This window comes from Mesobacillus stamsii (assembly GCF_030814065.1).
In the GTDB taxonomy this organism is placed as follows: Bacteria; Bacillota; Bacilli; order Bacillales; family Cytobacillaceae; genus Mesobacillus; species Mesobacillus stamsii.
In genome coordinates this window covers 53,223-69,958 of record NZ_JAUSUN010000010.1, presented here as the reverse complement: position 1 = coordinate 69,958, position 16,736 = coordinate 53,223, and the positions used below count along the sequence as shown (strand labels likewise).

General features: G+C 48.0%; 19 protein-coding genes. All 19 read left to right on the top strand.

Features of this window, described 5'->3' with window-relative positions; all coding sequences use genetic code 11:
• The first annotated feature begins 357 nt into the window (after positions 1 to 357).
• The 19 genes from J2S25_RS10205 to nuoK all read left to right on the top strand — a co-directional run bounded on the left by J2S25_RS10205 (position 358) and on the right by nuoK (position 16,680).
• Positions 358 to 2,646, top strand: a complete 2,289-nt coding sequence (locus J2S25_RS10205; protein WP_307191816.1) for a S8 family serine peptidase — start codon at positions 358 to 360, stop codon at positions 2,644 to 2,646.
• A 250-nt stretch (positions 2,647 to 2,896) separates the two neighbouring features.
• Positions 2,897 to 3,106: an AtpZ/AtpI family protein gene (locus tag J2S25_RS10200; RefSeq protein ID WP_044392821.1), complete on the top strand. Its 210-nt coding sequence runs from the start codon at positions 2,897 to 2,899 to the stop codon at positions 3,104 to 3,106.
• Positions 3,107 to 3,112: 6 nt separating this feature from the next.
• Entirely contained in the window at positions 3,113 to 3,484 is a 372-nt protein-coding gene (locus J2S25_RS10195; protein ID WP_044392819.1) for an ATP synthase subunit I, read from the top strand.
• Between the two features lie 23 nt (positions 3,485 to 3,507).
• Positions 3,508 to 4,218 (top strand): F0F1 ATP synthase subunit A, encoded by a 711-nt coding sequence (atpB, locus tag J2S25_RS10190; RefSeq protein ID WP_044392817.1) that lies wholly within the window; start codon positions 3,508 to 3,510, stop codon positions 4,216 to 4,218.
• Positions 4,219 to 4,287: 69 nt separating this feature from the next.
• Positions 4,288 to 4,500 (top strand): F0F1 ATP synthase subunit C, encoded by a 213-nt coding sequence (gene atpE / locus J2S25_RS10185; protein ID WP_019153961.1) that lies wholly within the window; start codon positions 4,288 to 4,290, stop codon positions 4,498 to 4,500.
• 239 nt (positions 4,501 to 4,739) lie between these two features.
• Positions 4,740 to 5,249 (top strand): F0F1 ATP synthase subunit B, encoded by a 510-nt coding sequence (locus J2S25_RS10180; RefSeq protein WP_198528177.1) that lies wholly within the window; start codon positions 4,740 to 4,742, stop codon positions 5,247 to 5,249.
• The gene (locus J2S25_RS10175; RefSeq protein ID WP_044392811.1) at positions 5,246 to 5,782 is read left to right on the top strand and encodes a F0F1 ATP synthase subunit delta; all 537 of its coding nucleotides are present in this window, start codon (positions 5,246 to 5,248) and stop codon (positions 5,780 to 5,782) included. The genes J2S25_RS10180 and J2S25_RS10175 overlap by 4 nt, the downstream gene beginning before the upstream one ends.
• A gap of 24 nt (positions 5,783 to 5,806) precedes the next feature.
• Complete coding sequence (gene atpA, locus J2S25_RS10170) at positions 5,807 to 7,315, top strand: F0F1 ATP synthase subunit alpha (protein WP_044392810.1); 1,509 nt, start codon at positions 5,807 to 5,809, stop codon at positions 7,313 to 7,315.
• 162 nt (positions 7,316 to 7,477) lie between these two features.
• Complete coding sequence (locus J2S25_RS10165) at positions 7,478 to 8,338, top strand: F0F1 ATP synthase subunit gamma (RefSeq protein WP_307191815.1); 861 nt, start codon at positions 7,478 to 7,480, stop codon at positions 8,336 to 8,338.
• Positions 8,339 to 8,425: 87 nt separating this feature from the next.
• Positions 8,426 to 9,838, top strand: coding sequence for a F0F1 ATP synthase subunit beta (gene atpD / locus J2S25_RS10160; protein WP_044392807.1), 1,413 nt, complete (start codon positions 8,426 to 8,428; stop codon positions 9,836 to 9,838).
• A gap of 22 nt (positions 9,839 to 9,860) precedes the next feature.
• On the top strand, positions 9,861 to 10,268 hold the full coding sequence (locus J2S25_RS10155) for a F0F1 ATP synthase subunit epsilon (protein WP_044392805.1): 408 nt from the start codon (positions 9,861 to 9,863) through the stop codon (positions 10,266 to 10,268).
• Positions 10,269 to 11,100: 832 nt separating this feature from the next.
• Positions 11,101 to 11,478 carry an NADH-quinone oxidoreductase subunit A gene (locus J2S25_RS10150; protein WP_044392802.1) on the top strand — a complete coding sequence of 126 codons (378 nt, stop codon included), beginning with the start codon at positions 11,101 to 11,103 and terminating at the stop codon, positions 11,476 to 11,478.
• Entirely contained in the window at positions 11,469 to 11,981 is a 513-nt protein-coding gene (locus tag J2S25_RS10145; protein WP_044392800.1) for a NuoB/complex I 20 kDa subunit family protein, read from the top strand. The genes J2S25_RS10150 and J2S25_RS10145 overlap by 10 nt, the downstream gene beginning before the upstream one ends.
• Before the next feature lie 3 nt (positions 11,982 to 11,984).
• Positions 11,985 to 13,274, top strand: a complete 1,290-nt coding sequence (locus tag J2S25_RS10140; RefSeq protein WP_307191814.1) for an NADH-quinone oxidoreductase subunit C — start codon at positions 11,985 to 11,987, stop codon at positions 13,272 to 13,274.
• A gap of 3 nt (positions 13,275 to 13,277) precedes the next feature.
• Positions 13,278 to 14,378, top strand: a complete 1,101-nt coding sequence (locus J2S25_RS10135) for an NADH-quinone oxidoreductase subunit D (RefSeq protein ID WP_307191813.1) — start codon at positions 13,278 to 13,280, stop codon at positions 14,376 to 14,378.
• Positions 14,378 to 15,385, top strand: coding sequence for an NADH-quinone oxidoreductase subunit NuoH (nuoH, locus tag J2S25_RS10130; protein ID WP_044396252.1), 1,008 nt, complete (start codon positions 14,378 to 14,380; stop codon positions 15,383 to 15,385). The genes J2S25_RS10135 and nuoH overlap by 1 nt, the downstream gene beginning before the upstream one ends.
• A 43-nt stretch (positions 15,386 to 15,428) precedes the next feature.
• Positions 15,429 to 15,848: an NADH-quinone oxidoreductase subunit NuoI gene (gene nuoI, locus J2S25_RS10125; protein WP_044396254.1), complete on the top strand. Its 420-nt coding sequence runs from the start codon at positions 15,429 to 15,431 to the stop codon at positions 15,846 to 15,848.
• Positions 15,845 to 16,369 carry an NADH-quinone oxidoreductase subunit J gene (locus J2S25_RS10120; RefSeq protein ID WP_044396256.1) on the top strand — a complete coding sequence of 175 codons (525 nt, stop codon included), beginning with the start codon at positions 15,845 to 15,847 and terminating at the stop codon, positions 16,367 to 16,369. The genes nuoI and J2S25_RS10120 overlap by 4 nt, the downstream gene beginning before the upstream one ends.
• Complete coding sequence (gene nuoK, locus J2S25_RS10115; protein ID WP_044396258.1) at positions 16,366 to 16,680, top strand: NADH-quinone oxidoreductase subunit NuoK; 315 nt, start codon at positions 16,366 to 16,368, stop codon at positions 16,678 to 16,680. The genes J2S25_RS10120 and nuoK overlap by 4 nt, the downstream gene beginning before the upstream one ends.
• The last annotated feature ends 56 nt before the right edge of the window (positions 16,681 to 16,736 follow it).

The following is a 16,736-nucleotide window of genomic DNA, read 5'->3' as shown; positions in this document are numbered from 1 at the left end:
GACAAATGGAGATGAAAACGCCGGCATAAGGGTATCATTCCGCCAGAGAGATACCCTTATAGAGGAGAAAACGCCCGCATAAGGGTATCATTTCGCCAGAGAGATGCCCTTATAGAGAAGGAAATGCCGGCATAAGGGTATCATTCCGCCAGAGAGATGCCCTTATCGAGGAGGAAATGCCCGCATAAGGGTATCATTCCGCTTAAATTGCACCGGAAATGAAGATAATTGCCCGCTCAAATTAGATAATGGAGCAAGAAATCGGGATAATTGCATAAACCTCCTTATTTTGGAAAAATGGCGCTGCATAATAGTGGCTGTAAATTGACACGATAACGGAAAAAGGGGGGATCTGTCTTGCCAAAGCGTTCATACCTGTTACTTTTTCCAGTCTTGCTGCTCCTTGCTGCCTTCCAGCCACAAAAGCTGCAGCATCCGCCGATACCGCGTGAAGATCCCCATACTGAAAAAATCGCCATTGTGCTAACGGAGCAGCCGGTGGAGGAACAGCACGTCAAAAAGGAACTGGAAAAGTTCAAAAATACAAAACTTCGACATGTGTTCACACAGGCAATCAATGGCTATTCGGTTCAAGGGCCAGCTTCGGAGCTGAAGCAGCTGGAGGAAACGCAAGCAGTACTATTTGTGTCCGAAGTCCATACATACAAAGTGGAGAATGCGGGACATCTCCAGCCGAAGCGCTATCAGTCCAGTTCAAGCTTCATTGATAACTTTGAACTGATCGGAACAGAAGCGGTTCACGGCCTGCTTGATGAAAAAGGGAACCACCTGACGGGGAAGGGAATTACTGTTGGAGTGATTGACACGGGAATCGATTACGAGCACCAAGACTTAAGGAGAAGTTATGCCGGTGGTCACGACCTCGTGGATGGCGATAACGATCCGATGGAAACGAATGGTTTCGGATTCAAGAACACTCTTCATGGCACGCATGTGGCTGGCGTGATTGCGGCGAACGGAAGGATGAGGGGGATGGCGCCCGAGGCAAAAATAGTAGCCTACAGAGCGCTCGGACCAGGCGGAAGCGGAACGACCGAGCAGGTGCTTGCAGCGATTGATGAAGCAATCAACGATCAGGTGGACATACTGAACCTTTCGCTAGGCAATGATGTCAATGGTCCAGACTTGCCGATCAGCCTCGCCATAAACAAAGCGGTGGACTCGGGAATTGTCGCAGTCACTTCTTCGGGAAATTCAGGGCCAAATCGCTGGACAGTCGGATCGCCGGGAACCGCCTCGAAAGCAATCTCCGTTGGTGCTTCCACACCCCCGATGCAGATCCCCTACATCGACAGTCCAGGAACGATGGGAAAAATCAGACTTGAGTTGCTACAAGGTTCGGATAATTGGAGAATTACCCAGAGTGAGCACCTCGTGTTTGCCGGACTCGGCAGAAAATCAGACATGACGGACGTTCAAGGCAAACTCGTTCTAGTCGAGCGAGGCACGTTAACTTTTACCGAAAAAGCGAAGAATGCCCTCGAAGCTGGCGCGATTGGCGTGATGATCTACAACAATACAAATGGTACTTTTTTCGGCAACCTGGAAGAAACGATGCCGATCCCAGTTGCCGCAATCAGCAAAGAAGCGGGTTTGGCTTTGAAGCAGCAGCTGAAAAACAAGTCGATGCTGATCCGCATCCATTTAATAGAAGAAACAGATATCCTTGCAGACTTCAGTTCCCGCGGTCCAGTAACATCCACATGGGAAATCAAGCCGGATATCGTGGCGCCCGGGGTTGCGATCAACAGCACCATTCCCGGAGGCTATTTGTCGCTCCAGGGAACGAGCATGGCTGCGCCCCATATTGCCGGGGCAGCAGCGCTCATCAAGCAGGCGCACCCCGATTGGACTCCTGCTGAAATCAAGGCGGCAATCATGAACACTGCCAAGGACATCAAGGATCATTCTGAAAAATCATACCGGACTTTTGAACAAGGGGCAGGCCGGATCCAAACAGAAGCGGCAATTGAGACCGACAGCCTGGTCATTCCCGGCTCGCTGCAATTTGGCCAATTCCAGCTGAGCGATAACCTGCATCGCCACAGCGCTAAATTAACAGTGAAAAATACCGGATCCTCGCGAAATTCCTATGCCTTCTCCATTCCGAAAATGCAAAAAGGAATCGAATGGGAGCTGCCGCTGAGCTTTTCGCTCAAACCAGGTGAAAGCAAAGAAGTCGAGCTGGCGATGAAGGTCACTCCTGAGTTGCTGGATGACAAAGTCAAGGACGGCACCCTAGTGCTGGATGACGGTACACATCCGATCCGCATTCCATATTTGTATGTCCTCGAGGAACCAGATTACCCGCGGGTGATGGGCTTCGGTTTCGCTCCGGCCGACACAGGGAACGGTTACCGGTACGAAGTATATCTCCCCGGTGGAGCGGATGAATTTGGAATTGCCCTTTTTGATCCCGACCATTTTCGTTTTCTCGGATTTCTTGATTGGGGAAGGGAGCTAAAAAAGGGGATGGTCACGAAAGAGCTCCCGCTGGAAAAATTACCAGAGGATGGCGTGTATTTGGCAAAGGTATATGCGAAGAAAGCTGGCCGCGAAAACATGATCGAAACGATGCTCTATATTGACAAAGCTTCTTTTGAAAATCGGCCCAGAAAAAGATAAAACACTATGCTGAGCATGGTGTTTTTCTGGTATAATACTATATACTGAAATGGCGTTCTCCGTGAACACTTTGTGAATTTTTTCACCCTAATTGATTGACATTGATATATGCCTATTGTATGCTTACAAAGGGCATAAATGAGAAGGTTTTCAATGTTGATATGCAAGCTTTTTATGTTAAAAATATTGTTTACTAGTCACTAACAAATCTCCTTAAAGTTCCATTCTCAAAAGTGAGGATGCGTTTTTTATGCGCCACCCTTTTCAAGCGATGGCACTCATGTCCGCTATTCTATCGCAATTGGTAGGCTCCATTTTAATTGGCATATTTTCCGGAAGATGGCTGGACCGAACCTTTGGTACAGAACCGCTTTTTTTACTACTCGGAGTGCTGATTGGACTTTCGGCAGGGGTGTTTGCCATGCTTCGCCTCATCCAACACTTCTTTTCGGGAGACTAACAATTAATGGAAATCAAGGACTTGTTTACTCGCCAGCGCAAATACATACTTACTTTGTTGGCTGTCTATGTTCTTGGGTATGGCTTTACAAGCAATCAATCCGTTTTTGCAGGATTGATTTTCGGTACAAGTCTGAGCCTGTTTAATATATGGCTGCTTGCGAGGAAAATGAACAGCTTCGGGGATTCGGTGGTACAGGGGAAAAAGGTCCGTTCGCTCGGCTCAATGTCGAGGCTTGCGACCGGTGCGCTTGCTGTAATCGTCGCAATGGAATACCCGGATCGCATTAACCTTGTATTTACGGTTTTGGGATTAATGACAGCCTATATTGTCATTATGATAGATTTTTTTGTCCAGTCTTATCAATCACGTAACTAGCGGGGAAGAGAGGTGAATAATTGATGCATCATGAAGCTCCATTAATAGACATATTTGGGCTTACTTTTAACTTAGCAAATATGCTGATGATTACAGTAGCAAGCGCGATCGTACTCATCATTGCTGTTCTTTCCACTCGCAGGCTTGCGATGAAACCGACAGGAATCCAGAACTTCATGGAATGGATTATGGATTTCGTCAAGGGAATCATCAACAGCACGATGGACTGGAAGGACGGGGGAAGGTTCCATGTACTAGGCATTACATTGCTAATGTATGTGTTTGTTGCCAATATGCTTGGACTGCCGTTCTCTGTGTCTTACAACGGAGAGCTATGGTGGAAATCTCCGACAGCTGATCCAGTCATCACACTGACACTTGCAGTCATGGTGGTAGGTCTTTCCCATTACTATGCCGTCAAGCTGAAAGGCACTGCCGAATACGGCAAAGAATTCTTTAAGCCGTTTTGGTTCATGTTTCCGATTAAGATTATTGAAGAGTTTGCAAATACGCTCACGCTCGGTCTTCGTCTTTACGGCAACATTTACGCGGGTGAAATCCTGCTGGGACTGCTTGCAGCCAGCCTCGCAACCGGAGTTGGCGGACACTTGGCCGCAGCACTGCCGATGCTTGTATGGCAAGGTTTCTCCGTTTTCGTAGGCGCCATCCAGGCGTTTATCTTCACCATGTTAACAATGGTTTATCTCTCTCATAAAGTGAGCAATGACCATTAATATAAACTGTTCATTTAATGGACAAAACAATAAAAACATTTTTTCATATATTAAAGGAGGAAATTTATAATGGGTCTTATAGCAGCAGCAATCGCAATCGGTTTAGCAGCACTAGGTGCAGGTATTGGTAACGGTTTGATCGTATCACGTACAGTAGAAGGAATTGCCCGTCAGCCAGAAGCTCGCGGTATGCTTCAAACTACTATGTTCATCGGGGTTGCGTTAGTTGAAGCGATTCCTATCATCGCGGTCGTTATCGCGTTCATGGTTATTGGTGGTTAATACATTATAAGAATGTAAGATGGCGAAGATCATTCCGCGCGAACCTTCGCCATTCTACTATGTAGACTTTTGGCACCATTTAACCTGAAAAATCGAAATGCAAGCAATCGTATAAAAAAAAGGCAAGCCCGGAGTTTGAAACTTGGCAGCCTTATGCGTCGGCTTTTAGCTGAAATAACGCATGTTGGACCTTTAACCACGGTACAACGTTTGAAGGGAGTGAATCGAGGGTGTTAACAATGAATTTTGTATTGGGAGCGGCAACCGGCCTTAACACAGGCGATATTTTGTTCCAGCTTGTTATGTTCCTTATTTTGTTAGCATTGCTTAAGAAGTTCGCTTGGGGTCCGTTGATGGGCATCATGAAGGAACGGGAAGAGCATATTGCTGGCGAAATCGGGACTGCAGAGAAAACACGTGCGGAAGCACAGAAACTTTTGCAAGAACAGCGTGACATGCTGAAGCAGGCACGCACAGAAGCACAGGGCTTAATTGAAAATGCAAAGAAACAGGGCGATCTTCAGCGCGAGGAAATCATCACACTGGCACGCACTGAATCGGAAAGAATCAAGGTATCTGCGAAGCTTGAAATCGAGCAGCAGAAGGAGCAGGCTGTTGCGGCAATCCGCGAGCAAGTTGCTTCCCTTTCTGTCTTGATCGCTTCTAAAGTAATCGAGAAAGAAATCTCGGAAGCAGACCAGGAAAAACTCATCAATGAATACATTCAAGAGGCGGGGAATGCCCGATGAGCAACACGACTGTAGCAAAGCGTTATGCCCTGGCACTTTTTCAACTCGCTTCTGAAAAGCAGTCTCTTCCACAGGTGGAAGAAGAACTGCGCACAGTAAAAGAAGTGGCTGTGAACAATCCGCAGTTGACTGCGTTTTTAAAATCTCCGAAGCTTCCGAATGAGAAGAAGAAAGAGGTTTTAAAGACTGCTTTTGGATCAGTGAGCACCTATGTCCTAAATACTCTGATGATCTTGGTTGACCGCCACCGTGCCGACCAGATCGCAGACGTTGCTGACCAGTTTATCGCCCTTGCCAATGAGGCAAAGGGCGTCGCTGAAGCGAAGGTTTATAGTATACAGCCTTTAACGCAAGAGCAGGCGGAAGCCATTTCTGCTTCGTTTGCGCCTCAGGTTGGCAAAAGGTCCCTTCTAATTGAAAACATTGTAGATTCCAATTTGCTTGGAGGCGTCAAGCTTCGGATTGGGAATCGGATTTTTGACGGCAGCTTGCGAGGCAAGCTAGACCGGTTAGAACGTAAATTGTTAGGCTAAGATTCGTAGATAGGGGTGAAACTCATGAGCATCAAAGCGGAAGAAATCAGTGCGCTGATAAAATCGCAAATCGAAAATTATCAGTCGGAAATTCAAGTGAGTGATGTGGGTACAGTTATCAGTGTTGGTGACGGTATCGCCCGTGCTCATGGCCTCGACAATGTCATGGCTGGAGAACTTGTTGAATTTTCAAACGGCGTTATGGGTATGGCACAAAACCTGGAAGAAAATAACGTTGGTATCATTATTCTTGGACCTTACACGGAAATCCGCGAAGGGGACGAGGTACGCCGAACTGGTCGAATCATGGAGGTTCCTGTAGGGGAACAGCTAATCGGCCGCGTCGTAAATCCACTTGGACAGCCAGTCGATGGCATGGGTCCAATCAACACAACAAAAACTCGTCCAATCGAGTATGCAGCACCAGGCGTTATGGCTCGTAAATCCGTTCATGAGCCGTTGCAAACTGGGATCAAGGCGATCGACGCACTTGTACCAATCGGCCGCGGACAGCGGGAATTGATCATCGGTGACCGCCAGACTGGGAAAACATCGGTAGCGATTGATACGATCCTTAACCAAAAAGGCCAGGACATGATCTGTATTTACGTAGCAATCGGCCAGAAGGAATCAACCGTACGAAATGCAGTTGAAACTCTCCGCAAACACGGCGCGTTAGAATATTCTATCGTTGTTACAGCATCTGCATCCCAGCCGGCACCACTTCTATACTTAGCTCCTTACGCTGGTGTCACAATGGGAGAAGAATTCATGTACAATGGCAAGCATGTGCTTGTCGTATATGATGATCTTTCTAAACAAGCGGCAGCATACCGTGAACTTTCTTTGCTGCTTCGCCGTCCTCCAGGCCGTGAAGCTTACCCAGGGGATGTATTCTACTTGCACTCTCGCTTGCTAGAGCGTGCTGCTAAGTTGAGCGACGCGGAAGGCGCAGGTTCTATCACCGCACTTCCGTTCATTGAAACACAAGCGGGCGACGTTTCTGCTTACATTCCAACGAACGTTATCTCGATCACAGACGGACAGATCTTCTTGCAGTCTGACCTATTCTTCTCTGGCGTACGTCCAGCGATCAACGCAGGTCTTTCCGTATCCCGTGTCGGTGGATCCGCTCAAATCAAAGCGATGAAGAAGGTATCTGGTACACTGCGTCTGGACCTTGCATCTTACCGTGAATTGGAAGCATTTTCCCAGTTTGGTTCTGATCTTGACAAAGCAACTCAAGCAAAATTGAACCGCGGTGCCCGTACAGTAGAAGTTCTAAAACAAGATCTTAACAAGCCGCTTGCTGTTGAAAAGCAAGTTGCGATCCTATATGCACTGACTCGCGGCTTCCTTGACGATATTCCATTAGAGGATATTCGCCGCTTCGAAGCTGAACTGCTTTCCTGGTTAGACCACAACCATACAGAAGTGTTAGAACATATCCGTACGACGAAGGAACTGCCTTCAGACGACGATATGACTGCTGCACTGAACGCCTTCAAAAAGACGTTTGCAGTATCTGAGTAATAAGAAAAGCTAAAAGCGCCTCGAGGGTTAGCAGTCGCAGCTAGACAAGCGACCTCTACGGTCTAGGAGCTGTAGCTGGACATGTAGGCAGAGTCAGCATCGTTGCTGGCCCTGCCTGACCTTGGACTAACAATCTTTTGTAAAAGGGTGGTGAGAACCGAAATGGCATCTTTACGCGATATAAAAAACCGTATTACTTCGACTAAAAAGACGAGCCAGATTACCAAGGCAATGGAAATGGTATCCGCCGCTAAATGGAACCGTGGGGTCATGAACGCGAAAGCATTCGTTCCTTACATGGAAAAAATCCAGGAAGTGACTGCCTCAATCGCAATGGGCAGCAAGGATTCCAACCACCCAATGCTGACGAACCGTCCAGTCAAGAAGACGGGGTATTTAGTGATTACCTCTGATCGCGGACTAGCTGGGGCTTATAATAGCAACGTCCTGCGCCAGTTGCATCAGACAATCAAGAAACGCCATCAATCAAATGACGAGTTTGCGATCATTGCGATCGGCCGTGTTGGCCGTGACTTTTTCCAGAGCCGCGGCATGAACGTTGTCCTTGACATCGTTGGCATCGCTGACCAGCCATCCTTCGCAGAAATCCAGGGTATCGCCAGCAATACAGTTGGCATGTTCTCGGACGGAACTTTGGATGAATTGTATATTTATTATAGTCATTACCTCAGCGCAATCGCGCAAGAGGTAACCGAAAAGAAATTGCTTCCGTTAACCGACTTTGGCGCAGGCTCAACAAAGCTTACTTCTTATGAATTTGAGCCAAACGCTGAGGAGATCCTGGAAGTTCTCTTGCCGCAATACGCAGAAAGCTTGATTTACGGGGCACTGCTTGACAGCAAAGCAAGTGAACACGCTGCTCGTATGACCGCCATGAGAAACGCAACAGACAACGCGAAAGAGCTGATCAATTCGCTCAGCTTGAGCTACAACCGCGCGCGTCAAGCTGCGATTACGCAGGAAATCACCGAAATCGTCGGCGGAGCTGCAGCGCTCGAATAGTTTACCAAATGAAGTTCGGGGATGTGGCTGACTGCCGCATCCCATCATGATGTATATCTTTCAACTAGTACGATAGGAGGGAACAAGATGAACAAAGGACGAGTTCTCCAGGTTATGGGTCCGGTTGTTGACGTTAAGTTTGAAAGCGGCCATCTTCCAGAGATCTATAACGCTTTGAAAATTGTAACCAGCGATGCGGATGTGAACATGGACCTGACGCTTGAAGTAGCCCTTCACTTAGGTGATGACACAGTTCGTACCATTGCGATGTCTTCCACTGATGGCTTAAAGCGTGGCGTGGAAGCTGTAGACACAGGTACAGCAATCTCCGTTCCAGTTGGCGATGTCACACTAGGACGTGTATTCAATGTATTGGGAGAGTCAATTGACCTTGATGCTCCACTTCCTGCTGATGCCCGCCGCGATTCCATCCACAGGGAAGCTCCAACATTTGATCAGCTTTCGACAGAGGTGGAAATCCTTGAAACTGGGATTAAAGTAGTAGACTTGCTTGCTCCTTACATCAAGGGTGGCAAGATCGGATTATTCGGTGGTGCCGGAGTAGGGAAAACCGTTCTAATCCAGGAATTGATCAACAATATTGCTCAGGAACACAGCGGAATCTCTGTATTCGCAGGTGTTGGGGAGCGTACGCGTGAAGGAAATGACCTTTACCACGAAATGACCGATTCTGGCGTTATCAAGCAAACAGCAATGGTATTCGGCCAGATGAACGAGCCGCCAGGAGCACGTATGCGCGTTGCCCTGACTGGTTTGACAATGGCTGAATATTTCCGCGATGAGCAAGGACAGGACGTTCTTTTCTTCATGGATAATATCTTCCGTTTCACGCAAGCAGGTTCTGAGGTTTCCGCGCTGCTTGGCCGTATGCCATCTGCAGTAGGTTACCAGCCGACGCTTGCAACTGAAATGGGCAGATTGCAAGAACGTATTACGTCTACAAATGTTGGTTCTGTTACTTCGATCCAAGCGATCTACGTGCCAGCCGATGACTATACAGACCCGGCACCGGCGACAACTTTCGCTCACTTGGATGCAACAACAAACCTGGAGCGTAAGCTTTCTGAAATGGGTATTTACCCTGCGGTGGATCCGCTTGCTTCGACTTCCAGAGCATTGACACCTGAAATTGTTGGCGAAGAACACTACTCAGTCGCTCGTCGTGTACAGCAAACATTGCAGCGTTACAGGGAACTGCAGGACATCATTGCGATCCTTGGTATGGATGAACTCTCGGACGAAGATAAGCTGATTGTACACCGTGCTCGCCGCATCCAGTTCTTCCTGTCACAAAACTTCCACGTAGCCGAACAGTTTACAGGACAAAAAGGTTCTTACGTGCCAGTTAAAGAAACAGTTAAAGGATTCGCAGAAATCCTTGACGGCAAATATGACCACCTTCCAGAAGATGCATTCCGCCTAGTAGGCCGAATCGAAGAAGTTATCGAGAATGCAAAACGTATGGGTGTAGAGGTCTAATAACGGACCAGGAGGGTAAAAAATGAAGACGATTAAAGTCAGTGTTGTTACTCCCGATGGGCCGGTGTATGAATCAGATGTTGAAATGGTAAGCACAAAAGCAAGCACAGGCGAGCTTGGAATCTTGCCAGGACACATTCCTATGGTTGCACCGCTACAAATTGGCGCTGTCCGTTTGAAAAATGGCAGCAAGTACGAGTTTATTGCAGTCAGCGGCGGCTTCCTTGAAGTCCGCCCACAGCAGGTGAATATCCTTGCTCAATCTGCAGAAATATCATCTGAAATCGATTTGGAACGTGCCTTAAGAGCAAAAGAACGCGCCGAAAAGCGCCTGCATGAAAGAAGGCAGGAGACCCACGACTTCAAGCGCGCAGAACTTGCGCTTCAGCGTGCGATCAACCGTATTTCCGTTGCAGAACGCAAAATTTAATCACAAACACTCTCCGGCGCTGCCGGGGCCACTGAAAATCTACCGATTTTTTAGATTTTCTTAAGAACCTAAACGAAAAAAGCCGATCCGATTCCATATTTTTGGAAATAGATCGGCTTTTTTGTCCTCTTTTGCTATTGTTGCTCTGTAAGTTTTAGACTTCTTTTTAAATTGACTGTTAATAGTACTAGGTTGATTGGAACGGAAGGTGCGTAGACTCCTGCGGGATCAGCGGGACAGGTAGAGACCCCGCAGGCGCTTTAGCGCTGAGGAGGCTCACCGCACGCCCCGCGGAAAGCGAAGCATCCTGGAGTGGAAATCAACCGGCCAATTTACCAAGGCTGTCCTTGTAAGCACTTTTTCAGTGGCCTCGCGCTGCCGGGAGGGTTTTTTTTTGGTTTTTTAAATAATTACCAAATACAGGAGCGAATTCCGTTTCGCTAGAAAAAGTCCACAATTCTGCCATAAACTTCGACCCCCCAATTAGTGCCATTTGTTGATAAACGTCACTGACAACTTAATCCAAAACGTATTTAATATAGAATGTAACGATTGTTAGCAGGAACAGCGCGTGCTCAGGGAGGCTGCACCCTCCAAACTGGCAGGCGCTGGGTCAAAAGAGTACGAATATAATGCCAACAAAACAACTATGTATGAAAGGAGACCCAATGTCCGCCGGGTCACTTAAAATGCTATTTTTCTATCAAAAAAGACTTGGAAGAAGGTTGCCAGATTATTCAAACCTTTGTCGACACTCTATGGCAACAATGGTATAATTGTTATCGGTTACAAGTTAAAAAATAAGAAACTTTACAACATTGGAGGGATGGGCATGGAACAATTGAATCTATATCAAAATAACTATTTGATAGTCTTTGTGTTCCTATGTCTCGGGGTATTGCTTCCGATCGTCGCTCTGTTTGCGGCTAAGCTTTTGCGGCCAAAATACAAGCAGGACGAGCGGAAATACACCACCTACGAGAGCGGGATGGAACCGTTCAGCGACGCTCGGGTCCAGTTTAATGTCCGTTATTATGTGTTTGCCCTTATGTTCGTTATTTTTGATGTAGAGACAGTGTTTTTGTATCCATGGGCTGTCGCCTATGAAAAGCTGGGGATCTTCGCATTGATCGAAATGCTGATTTTCGTCGTCATGCTTCTGATCGGACTCATCTACGCATGGAAAAAGAAGGTGCTAAAATGGATTTAAAATTGGATGATTTCTCACCGGAAGAAGTCACAGAACTCGAAAGAAATGTATTCGTAACAACGCTTGAGCAGGTAAAAGGCTGGGCGCGCAGCAACTCCATGTGGCCGATGACATTCGGACTTGCCTGCTGTGCGATCGAAATGATGGCATCCAGCTCAGCACACTATGACTTGGATCGTTTTGGAACATTTTACCGCAATTCACCGCGTCAGTCTGATGTAATGATTGTATCTGGAACCGTAACGAAGAAGATGGCTCCGACTGTTCGCAGATTGTATGACCAGCTGGCAGAACCAAAGTGGGTGATCGCTATGGGTTCATGCGCAACAGCAGGCGGTCCCTATGTAAAATCGTACTCCGTTGTAAAGGGAGTCGATCAGATTGTACCGGTCGATGTTTACATACCGGGTTGCCCACCGAATCCAGCCGCGCTAATTTACGGAATCAATAAATTGAAAGAGAAAATCCGTTATGAGGCGAAAACCGGGAAGAGGGTGATCTAACCGATGAGCGGGGAAAAGGATTTAGAGCAGATCAAAAAAGAAGCAGCCCAAAAGGCGAAGGAGCTTGCCAAGCAGCGTCAAGCTGCCAAACAAGCGGGGGAAGGCAATGACCAAAAAGCAGCTGAACCCGAAGTCAACGATGCCCAACCAAAGAACGCTGAACCCGAAGTAAAGGAAACCGAACCAAAAGCGGAAGCACCTGCGGGTGACGAAGCCGACCTTGCGAAAAAGAAGGCAGCCGCAGCCGCGAAAGCAAAGGCAGCCGCACTGGCAAAAAAGACAGCGACTGACCAGTCAGAGAAAAGCGCTGAAGCGCCAGCAGCAACTGAACCATCACCAACTGAAGATGCTTCATCAGGAGACGATGACCTGGCGAAAAAGAAAGCCGCAGCAGTAGCGAAGGCAAAGGCTGCAGCGGCAGCGAAACGAAAGGCACAGGCAGACGCAGCTGGGGAAGCAGAAGCTCCGTCAGGAGACGAAGAGGACCTGGCGAAGAAGAAAGCCGCAGCAGTAGCGAAAGCAAAGGCTGCAGCGGCAGCGAAACGAAAGGCGCAGGCAGACGCAGCTGGGGAAGCAGAAGCTCCGTCAGGAGACGAAGAGGACCTGGCGAAGAAGAAAGCCGCAGCAGTAGCGAAGGCTAAGGCTGCAGCGGCAGCGAAAGCGAAAGCTAATGCAGCTGGAGGAGGCTCCGCTGACGACGAGAAAGCGAAAGCAATTGCTGCAGCCAAGGCAAAGGCCGCTGCTGCTGCAAAGGCGAAGTCCGCAGGCGCGGCGAACGCAGGAGCAGAAAAGGCCGCGGAAGAGCAAAAGCCATCTCCAAACCAGCCTTATCTAGATAAATATTTAAAAGCGATTACCGATAATCTTGGTGATGATATTTTGGAAGATTCGTATATAAACCCTCTTTCAAAAGATGTTCCAACACTAGTCGCTAAGAAAGAATCTTATTATCGCCTGGCTGAATTCCTGAAGTACAACGAACTATTAGGCTTCGACTACCTTTCAGAGCTTCACGGAACGGATTTCCAGACACATATGGAAGTGTATGTTCACTTGTACTCATACAAAAACAGGCAGTCAGTTGCGTTGAAGGTCAAGCTTGACCGCGATCAGCCTGTTACTCAGTCCGTCCAGCCACTATGGGCAGGAGCTGATTGGCCAGAGTGTGAAACGTATGACTTGCTTGGCATTAAATTCGAGGGCCATCCTGACCTCCATCGAATCATGCTTGGAGAAGACTGGGTCGGCCACCCATTAAGAAAAGACTATGAACCGTATGATGTGGAGGTGTAGCCCGTGATACGCACAGAAGAAATGCTCTTGAACGTGGGGCCGCAGCACCCTAGTACACACGGTGTATTCCGCCTCGTTCTGAAAATCGACGGGGAAATCATTGTAGAAGCGAAGCCGGTCATCGGCTATTTGCACCGCGGCACGGAAAAGCTGGCGGAAAATCTGCAATATACCCAGATCATTCCGTATACAGACCGCATGGACTATGTTTCAGCGATGACGAATAACTATGTCCTCGTCCACGCTGTCGAAACAATGATGGGCGTCCAGATTCCGGAACGCGCTGAGTACTTAAGGGTACTTGCAATGGAGTTGAACAGGGTTGCCAGCCACCTGCTGTGGTGGGGAACATTCATCCTCGATTTCGGAGCGACAAGCCCATTGCTTTACGCATTCCGTGACCGGGAGATGATCCTGAATTTGCTGAATGAACTGTCCGGAGCCCGTCTGACGTTCAACTATATGCGTGTAGGCGGCGTAAAATGGGATGCTCCAGAGGGCTGGATTGAAAAGGTAGCGGAGTTCGTACCATACCTGAGGGAACAGCTGAAGGGGTATCACCAGCTTGTTTCAGGCAATGAAATCTTCTTGAACCGGACAAAGAATATCGGTACATATACAAAGGAAGAGGCAATCCAATATTCCTTGAGCGGCCCGAACCTGCGTTCAGCCGGTGTCAAGTGGGATTTGCGCAAAGATGAACCGTATTCCATTTATGACCGCTTCGACTTCAATATTGTCACTCGTGACGAAGGCGACGTGCTGGCCCGCTATCATGTAAGGATGGGCGAAATCGTAGAATCACTGAAAATTATTGAACAGGCTGTGCTGCAATTCCCGAAACAGGGAGAAATCATGGCCAAGGTTCCAAAGATTATCAAGGCTCCAAAAGGGGAAGCGTTTGTTCGAATCGAAGGCTCCCGAGGCGAAATTGGCTGCTATATTTCCAGCGATGGCAAAAAAGAGCCGTACCGCCTTAAATTCAGAAGGCCTAGTTTCTATAATTTGCAAATCCTCCCTAAGCTGCTCGAAGGCGAAAGCATCTCAAATCTGATTGCAATTTTAGGAGCGGTTGATATCGTTCTTGGGGAGGTAGACGGATAATGGTTCAGGACCTACTCGAATCCAGTGCGGGCCTTATGAATTTCAGCATTTTCTTCGTCCTGGCAGTCGTTCTTTTGTTCGTAATCCTTGGATTCGTAACAATGGCGATTTTGGCAGAGAGGAAAGTGCTCGGTTTTATGCAGGGCCGTTATGGTCCAGCCCATGTCGGCGGGAAATGGGGGCTGCTGCAATCCGTTGCCGACGTCGTAAAGCTGCTTGTAAAAGAAGACTTAATCCCAAAAGCAGCGGATAAGCCGCTGTTCATCCTCGCACCGGTTATTGCGTTCGCCCCGTCCTTCATGGTCATGGCAACGATTCCGCTGACGGATAAACTGCAATTTGCCGATCTAAATGTCGGCTTCCTGTATTATATTGCTATTTCAGGCTTGACGATCGTCGGGATGCTGATGGCAGGCTGGGCTTCCAACAACAAATACTCCTTGCTTGGCGGTATGCGTGCCGCGGCCCAGATGATTTCCTACGAAATCCCGCTGGTCATGAGCGTGTTGGGGATTGTCCTGTTATCAGGCAGCCTTAATCTGAATGATATCGTGGAAACACAGCAAAATAGCGGCTGGTTTATTCTTTGGCAGCCGATCGCGTTCATCGTGTTCTTTATTGCCGCAACCGCTGAACTGAACCGGGTGCCATTCGACCTTGCCGAAGCAGAGAACGAGCTTGTTGCCGGTTTCCACACAGAGTATTCCGGATTCCGCTGGGCGATGTTTATGCTGGCTGAATATGTGTATATGTTTGCAATGTCTGCTTTGATCACTTTATTATTTCTTGGAGGCTGGCTGCCGCTGCCGTTCCTTGGCTTCATTCCAGGAGCTGTCTGGTTCGCGCTTAAATTCAGCGTGGTCGTCTACATCCTCATCTGGTTCCGGGCTACGTTCCCTCGTATCCGCGCCGACCAATTGATGGAGTTCGCCTGGAAAGTGCTTCTGCCGGTAGCGCTGGGAAACATTTTCCTTACTGCATTGATAAAAGAATTTTTTCTAAAATAGGAATGGAAGCAGCGTCGCTTCCTGCATTAAAGGGGTGAATTACGTGCTAGGATGGACAAAAGGATTAGCTTATACCCTAAAACAGTTGACTCGTGATAAGGTGACATACGATTATCCAAACGAACCGATTCCGCTTCCGGACCGATTCCGCGGGATCCAGAAGTTTTATCCTGAAAAATGCATTGTTTGCAACCAGTGTGTCAATATTTGCCCAACCGATTGCATTAACTTGACTGGTAAAAAGCATCCTGATCCAACGAAAAAAGGCAAGATCATTGATACGTATGATATCAACTTTGAGCTATGCATCCTTTGTGACCTGTGCACAGAAGTGTGCCCGACTGAAGCGATCATCATGACAAATAACTTTGAACTTGCCGAATACAGCCGGGATAATTTATTCAAGAACCTGGAATGGCTTGACGAAAATGATGAGAATATACGGAAGGTGAATAAACCATGACGTTAACAGGCGAATTTTTTGCGTTTATGTCCCTTGCGTTAGTGGCGGTAATCGGCGGCGTGCTGTTATTGAACCTTACCAATGTGATCCACATGGTCGTAGCACTCGTTTTTACCTTTGTTAGTATTGCAGGCATTTATGTGCTCTTGTCCGCTGAATTTCTGGCGGTCATCCAAGTGATGATCTATTCCGGCGCCATCACCATCATGATGCTGTTTGGAATCATGCTCACCCGCCATCATGGCGACGAGGAAGAGCCAAAGGGCGGGAGGCTGCGCAAGCTCGTGCTGCTGCTCGGAGTCCTTGGATTTGGCGCAGCAGTCTATTTTGGAATCTATAATCTGGATTTCCAAGCATTGCCGAATACCCTGCATGAAAACAACACAGAACAAATTGGGGTTGCACTATACTCGCAATACATTATCCCATTTGAACTGACATCCGTGATCCTGCTCGCTGCGCTTGTCGGCGCAATCGTCCTCGCGCGCAAGGATGACGAAAAGGAGGGGGATCAGGAATGAGTTCTGTCCCGGTTTCAGCCTTTTTGGCACTAGCACTTATTCTTTTCTGCATCGGACTGTACGGTGCCCTGACGAAAAAGAACACCGTGATTGTGTTGATTTCCATCGAACTGATGCTGAATGCGGTCAATATTAACCTCGTCACCTTCAGCAAATACGGAGCCGCTCCCTCGATCACCGGCCAGGTGTTCGCGCTGTTCTCCATCGCAGTGGCAGCCGCTGAGGTAGCGGTGGGACTGGCAATCTTGATTTCGCTTTACCGCAACCGCAGGAGTGTCCTGATCGATGAAATGACGGAATTGAAAAACTAATGGAATCTATCATAAGCGGCATTGGCCGTATGAAAAAGTTGTTTACTAGCTGGACT